This window comes from Sphingobacterium sp. LZ11T8, assembly GCF_024261425.1.
Taxonomy (GTDB): domain Bacteria; phylum Bacteroidota; class Bacteroidia; order Sphingobacteriales; family Sphingobacteriaceae; genus Sphingobacterium.
In genome coordinates this window covers 1-5,254 of sequence record NZ_JANBZY010000014.1, presented here as the reverse complement: position 1 = coordinate 5,254, position 5,254 = coordinate 1, and the positions used below count along the sequence as shown (strand labels likewise).

Genomic DNA, 5,254 nt, shown 5'->3' with positions numbered 1-5,254 from the left:
ACATTGACATGTTATTGGAAGAAAAGATCAGAAAAAGAGAGAGGACAACAGGTCTATCCGCATTGGAAAGCTTCGGGCTATTAGTACCACTCGGCTTTGGTCTCTCAACCTTTACACCTGTGGCCTATCGACGTCGTAATCTCCGACGACCCTTGTGAGGAAGTCTCATCTCGTGGCTAGTTTCGCACTTAGATGCTTTCAGCGCTTATCTATCCCGGACGTAGCTACCCTGCCGTACACCTGGCGGCATAACAGGTTCACCAGCGGTCCGTCCAACCCGGTCCTCTCGTACTAAGGTCAGATCCACTCAAACTTCCAGCGCCCACAACAGATAGGGACCGAACTGTCTCGCGACGTTCTGAACCCAGCTCGCGTGCCACTTTAATGGGCGAACAGCCCAACCCTTGGGACCTTCTCCAGCCCCAGGATGTGACGAGCCGACATCGAGGTGCCAAACCTCCCCGTCGATATGAGCTCTTGGGGGAGATCAGCCTGTTATCCCCAGAGTACCTTTTATCCTTTGAGCGATGGCCCTTCCATACAGAACCACCGGATCACTATGTCCGTCTTTCGACCCTGGTCGACTTGTAGGTCTCACAGTCAAGCAAGCTTATGCCATTGCACTCCACGTACGGTTACCAAGCGTACTGAGCTTACCTTTGAAAGCCTCCGTTACCTTTTTGGAGGCGACCACCCCAGTCAAACTACCCACCAAACAATGTCTCCCGATTTATCGGGATTAGAAACCGAATACAGAAAGGGCGGTATTTCAAGGGCGTATCCGCGATTCCTGGCGAAACCGCTTCGACTACTCCCGCCTATCCTACACATCCTGTACCCAATTTCAATGTTAAGCTATAGTGAAGGTTCATGGGGTCTTTCCGTCCCGTTGCGGGTAACCGGCGTCTTCACCGATACCACAATTTCACCGAGCTCATGGCTGAGACAGCGCCCAGATCGTTACACCATTCGTGCAGGTCGGAACTTACCCGACAAGGAATTTCGCTACCTTAGGACCGTTATAGTTACGGCCGCCGTTTACTGGGGCTTCGATTCAATGCTTCTCCTTGCGGATGACATCCCCTCTTAACCTTCCAGCACCGGGCAGGTGTCAGGCCTTATACCTCATCTTTCGATTTCGCAAAGCCATATGTTTTTGCTAAACAGTCGCCTGGGCCTTTTCACTGCGGCTTCTCCATCGCTGGAGGAAGCGCCCCTTCTCCCGAAGTTACAGGGCCATTTTGCCGAGTTCCTTAGCCATGATTCACTCGAGCACCTTAGGATCCTCTCCTCGACCACCTGTGTCGGTTTGCGGTACGGGTCTTGATGACCTGGAGCTTAGCGGGTTTTCTTGGAAGTCTGCTTACCTGCGCTATCAGCGCCCCCGAGGGTTTGCTGTACTATCGGGCTTCGGCTGTACCGGCGGATTTGCCTACCGGTCCAATACCTTTGCCCTTCAACGAACTATTCCGTCAGTTCGCGGCAGTGTCACTACTCCGTCACCACATCGCAGTCATCAACAGTACGGGAATATTAACCCGTTGGCCATCGGCTGCCTCCCTTCGGATGCGCCTTAGGTCCCGACTGACCCTGATCCGATTAGCGTTGATCAGGAAACCTTGGTCTTTCGGTGGGCGGGTTTCTCACCCGCCTTATCGTTACTTATGCCTACATTTGCTTTTCCATCAGGTCCACCACAGGTCGCCCTGCGGATTCGCCCCCGATGGAATGCTCCCCTACCAGTGCAATAAATTGCAATCCATAGCTTCGGTACCGTTCTTGATGCCCGTTTATTATCCACGCCCGGCCGCTCGACTAGTGAGCTGTTACGCACTCTTTAAATGAATGGCTGCTTCCAAGCCAACATCCTAGCTGTCTGGGCAACCGGACCTCGTTAGTTCAACTTAGAACGGATTTGGGGACCTTAGCTGATGGTCTGGGTTCTTTCCCTCTCGGCCTTGGACCTTAGCACCCAAAGCCTCACTGCCGGCCATATCTAGCAGCATTCGGAGTTCGTCTGGATTTGGTAGGATTTGACTCCCCCGCACCCAATCGGTAGCTCTACCTCTGCTAGACTCCATGCCGACGCTGTTCCTAAAAACATTTCGGGGAGTACGAGCTATTTCCCAGTTTGATTGGCCTTTCACCCCTACCCTCAGGTCATCCGGAAACTTTTCAACGTTTATCGGTTCGGTCCTCCAGTACGTGTTACCGCACCTTCAACCTGCCCAAGGGTAGATCACAAGGTTTCGCGTCTACCTCGTCCGACTGTGCGCCCTGTTCAGACTCGCTTTCGCTTCGGCTCCTGGCCTTAAGCCATTAACCTTGCCGGACAAGAGTAACTCGTAGGCTCATTATGCAAAAGGCACGCCGTCACGGAATCGCTCCGCTCCGACCGCTTGTAAGCACACGGTTTCAGGTTCTTTTCACTCCCCTGTTCGGGGTTCTTTTCACCTTTCCCTCACGGTACTGGTCCACTATCGGTCTCTCAGGAGTATTTAGCCTTGCCAGATGGTGCTGGCGGATTCCCACAGGATTTCTCCGGTCCCGCGGTACTCAGGATACCACTATGCCTGTATTCTTTGCCTGTACGGGGCTCTCACCCTTATCGCGCAGTTTCCCACCTGCTTCCAGTTCATAGCACAGTACAATATCGTGGTCCTACAACCCCGGCCATGCCGTGACATGACCGGTTTGGGCTCTTTCCCGTTCGCTCGCCACTACTTGGGAAATCATTGTTATTTTCTCCTCCTACGCCTACTTAGATGTTTCAGTTCAGCGCGTTCGCCTCAATTGATGGCATGTCTTCAACATGCCGGGTTGCCCCATTCGGAAATCCACGGATCGATTCGCATTTGCCGATCCCCGTGGCTTATCGCAGCTTATCACGTCCTTCATCGCCTCTGAGAGCCTAGGCATCCCCCGTGTGCCCTTGTTTACTTTCTTCACGCTACCACCCCTTTTGCTAAGTGGTAGGTTGCTTTTGGTCCCATGCTTGCGCATGGAGCCTCTGTTGTCTTCTCTTGTTAATCTCTTTTCTTCCAATATGTCAAAGAACTCTTTATCCGAGCAGTTAGTATTAAGTACTTAGTATCTAGACCGTGACGGCCGTACATTTCCTTTACACTGCGCTCAGAAACGTGGAGAATAACGGATTCGAACCGTTGACCCCCTGCGTGCAAGGCAGGTGCTCTAGCCAGCTGAGCTAATCCCCCGTGTGATGGTAGTCCCGAGCAGATTTGAACTGCTGACCCCTACATTATCAGTGTAGTGCTCTAACCAACTGAGCTACGGGACTAGCTTATCTCTCTCATCTCTCGGTGTCACCGTTTGTCGGAAGCTTTTTGCAGATCGTCACTATCTAGGTTCTAGATACTAAATACTCACTACTAAATACTCCCCACAGGGTGGGCACTTTCTTCTGAATGTCTTTTTTTCTGTATAGATCATGTATGTGGCGCAGCTCCCCCGGAGCGGGCTCTAGAAAGGAGGTATTCCAGCCGCACCTTCCGGTACGGCTACCTTGTTACGACTTAGCCCCAATTACCGGTTTTACCCTAACACGCTCCTTGCGGTTACATGCTTTAGGTACCCCCAGCTTTCATGGCTTGACGGGCGGTGTGTACAAGGCCCGGGAACGTATTCACCGCGTCATTGCTGATACGCGATTACTAGCGAATCCAACTTCACGGGGTCGAGTTGCAGACCCCGATCCGAACTGTGAATGGCTTTTCGAGATTGGCATCACATTGCTGTGTAGCTGCCCGCTGTACCATCCATTGTAGCACGTGTGTAGCCCCGGACGTAAGGGCCATGATGACTTGACGTCGTCCCCGCCTTCCTCTCTGCTTGCGCAGGCAGTCTGTTTAGAGTCCCCACCTTGACGTGCTGGCAACTAAACATAGGGGTTGCGCTCGTTGCGGGACTTAACCCAACACCTCACGGCACGAGCTGACGACAGCCATGCAGCACCTAGTTTCCTGTCCCGAGGGACGGATGCGTCTCTGCATCCTTCAGTAACTTTCAAGCCCGGGTAAGGTTCCTCGCGTATCATCGAATTAAACCACATGCTCCTCCGCTTGTGCGGGCCCCCGTCAATTCCTTTGAGTTTCACCCTTGCGGGCGTACTCCCCAGGTGGATGACTTAACGCTTTCGCTTGGACGCTTACGGTATATCGCAAACATCGAGTCATCATCGTTTAGGGCGTGGACTACCAGGGTATCTAATCCTGTTCGATCCCCACGCTTTCGTGCATCAGCGTCAATAACGGCTTAGACAGCTGCCTTCGCAATCGGTGTTCTGAGACATATCTATGCATTTCACCGCTACTTGTCTCATTCCGCCGTCTTCAACCGCATTCAAGCACTTCAGTATCAAGGGCACTGCGACAGTTGAGCTGCCGTCTTTCACCCCTGACTTAAAGTGCCGCCTACGCACCCTTTAAACCCAATAAATCCGGATAACGCTCGGATCCTCCGTATTACCGCGGCTGCTGGCACGGAGTTAGCCGATCCTTATTCTTTAGGTACATTCAGCCCACTACACGTAGTGGGGTTTATTCCCTAACAAAAGCAGTTTACAACCCATAGGGCAGTCGTCCTGCACGCGGCATGGCTGGTTCAGGGTTGCCCCCATTGACCAATATTCCTTACTGCTGCCTCCCGTAGGAGTCTGGTCCGTGTCTCAGTACCAGTGTGGGGGATTCTCCTCTCAGAGCCCCTAGACATCGTCGCCTTGGTGGGCCGTTACCCCACCAACTAGCTAATGTCACGCGAGCCCATCCATATCCTATGAATATTTAACTGCCTCCCGATGCCGGGTTGCAGTGTCATGCGGTGTTAATCCGGATTTCTCCGGGCTATCCCCCTGATATGGGCAGGTTGCTCACGCGTTACGCACCCGTGCGCCACTCTCACCATCGGTAGCAAGCTACCGATGGATCCCGTCCGACTTGCATGTATTAGGCCTGCCGCTAGCGTTCATCCTGAGCCAGGATCAAACTCTCCATTGTAAAATGAAGTGTAAGACCAAGACTATTTATAAAATAGAATTGTTGTCTTGTTAAATGTTTTCCTCCCGCTCCGGGATACCTGAATAAATTGATTTCTTAAATCTTTTCTTGTTCAGCTACCGTACTCTCGTACGGGTCGCTGCGCTACATGATCATTTAAAGAACTTATCGCGCCTGGGCATCTCGCTTCGGCTTTTTTATGTTGTTTCCCTTCCGCATCGGAAGGTCGCAATCTGTCATTT

At 52.3% G+C, this 5,254-nt stretch carries 2 tRNA genes and 2 rRNA genes; all 4 read right to left on the bottom strand.

The features are described 5' to 3' along the window. Positions 1–61: 61 nt before the first annotated feature. Positions 62–2,946, bottom strand: a 23S ribosomal RNA gene (locus tag NLF99_RS19550). Positions 2,947–3,141: 195 nt separating this feature from the next. Next, positions 3,142–3,215, bottom strand: a tRNA-Ala gene (locus NLF99_RS19545). A gap of 6 nt (positions 3,216–3,221) precedes the next feature. Beyond that, positions 3,222–3,298: transfer RNA gene (locus NLF99_RS19540), tRNA-Ile, on the bottom strand. 186 nt (positions 3,299–3,484) lie between these two features. Continuing rightward, positions 3,485–5,012, bottom strand: a 16S ribosomal RNA gene (locus tag NLF99_RS19535). The 16S and 23S rRNA genes sit together here with 2 tRNA genes alongside, the layout of an rRNA operon. Positions 5,013–5,254: the final 242 nt, after the last annotated feature.